We start from the raw sequence: 1,819 nt of genomic DNA, 5'->3' as shown, positions 1-1,819 counted from the left end.
TCAGTGGCAGGATGTCGGCGATGTCGTGGTGTTGGGTGAGTTCGTCGATTTGGTCTTGGGTGAGTCGGGCTGGGGTGATGTCAGACGGTGTCAGTCCGCCGCCGCCGGCTTGGACGTGGGTGCAGATGCCGGCCAGGGCCTGGATCCATAGGCGGTTCAGTCGGTTGATCTGTTCGTGATCGAGTGCGGTGGGCGCCCAGGTCCAGGTGGCGTGCAGTTGGGGGCCGGTGTCGGTATCGAGGGTGCCGGCATTGAGTTCGACGGTGTGGGCCAATGTGATGGGTACTGCGGCAACCGCACCGGTCAACGACACGCCGTCGGGACCGATCCGCCATAATTCCTCGGCCCCGGATTGTGGTGTGGCACCGAGTCGTCCGAGGTAGTTGAAACCGATGGGCGGGTCCTGTTCGGGCAGGTCGACCTCACCGTTCACATAGCGCAGCAGGCCGTAGGTCAGCGGATGCGGCAGCGCGCGCAGTTGCTCTTTGGCGTCCTTGACCACCCTTCCCAGGCCGGGGTGACCGGCGATCACGTGTGACCACGACAGTCCCCCAAAACTCAGCGCCACCGGATATTTCGTGGTGAACCAGCCCACGGTGCGCGAGAGGTCCACATCGGCGGCTAGTTCGTCGTGACGACCGTGTCCTTCCACATCGATACCGATCGGGCCCGCCCCGAGGCCCACGAACTGCGCACACGCCAACCCCAACGCGATCACCAAGATGTCATTGATGCCGGCATGAAACGCCGCGGGTACCTGCCCCAACAACATCGCCGTCAACTCGGTGTCCAGCGACACCGACAACTGCCCGGCACTGGCATAGGTGTCGTACTCGGGTCGCACCGCGGGCAGAACCGCCGCCACCCCGGCCACCTGACGCCACACCGGGGCCTGCTCGATCACCTGCGCAGTACCGGCATACTCAGCCAACAACGCAGACCACCGGGCAAACGAGGTCCCCCCGGCGGGCAACTGCACCGGCTGCCCACCGCGATACTGAGCCCACGCGATGTTCAAGTCCTCCAACAAAATCCGCCACGACACACCATCAACGGCCAAATGGTGAATGACCAACGCCAACTGCCCGGTGCTACTGACCCACACCGCGCTCAACATCACCCCGGCCGCCGGGTCCAACCGCGAGCGCGCCGCCACCAGCGCCTCATCGCTGAGAACCTCCACGGTGCGCAAACACGCCCCCACCTGAACCGAACCCGCCTCGGGCACCGTCAACGACCACCCACCAGCGCCGTCGTCAACCACCCGAACCCGCAACATCGCATGCCGATCCACCAACGCCTGCAACACCACCGCCACATCGGCATCGCACACCCCCGCCGGAGCCGACACCACCACCGACTGATTGAACTGATCAACCCGACCCTCAACACCGGCCAACCACCGCATGATCGGAGTCGCCACCACCACCCCGACACCCTCATCGACCACCCCGTACCGCAGGTATGTCACGTGGCTGGCCGAGCGGGACCTTGAAGCGGCGCGCGTCGCCTGGGGAGCTGTACTTGCCGGCTTTGACACCCCGACCCTGCTGAGCCAGCCCCAACGAATGCGACTGGGCGCCAGAGGCGTGAAATCGTATCGGATGTCGGAGAAGACGACGAAGTCCGTCATCGAGCTGGCTCGCTCCTGTCATACGACCGTCAACACTGTGCTGCAGGCCGGGTTCGCTCAGTTGCTGATGCGGCTGACCGGCCAGCACGACGTTGCCTTCGGCAGCGCCGTTTCGGGTAGACCCGCCGATGTGTCCGGCGCCGAATCCATGGTCGGACTCCTGATCAACACCGTGCCGGTACGCGC

Annotated in this window: 1 protein-coding gene and 1 pseudogene; one reads left to right on the top strand and one right to left on the bottom strand. The window is 65.0% G+C overall.

Annotated elements, in window-relative coordinates; genetic code table 11:
* On the bottom strand, positions 1-1,471 hold a 1,471-nt coding region (locus tag A5698_RS09340), incomplete at its 3' end, for a condensation domain-containing protein (RefSeq protein WP_502688898.1).
* Between A5698_RS09340 and A5698_RS29370 the strand changes: the two are divergent.
* Positions 1,455-1,819 (top strand): annotated as a pseudogene (locus A5698_RS29370) (condensation domain-containing protein); the annotation flags it as partial. The gene A5698_RS09340 and the pseudogene A5698_RS29370 overlap by 17 nt on opposite strands.

Origin of the sequence: Mycobacterium sp. E136 (assembly GCF_001666865.1) — a bacterium.
Classification (GTDB): Bacteria; Actinomycetota; Actinomycetes; order Mycobacteriales; family Mycobacteriaceae; genus Mycobacterium.
The sequence above is the reverse complement of the archived record's forward strand: the minus strand, read 5'-3'. Positions and strand labels throughout refer to the sequence as shown.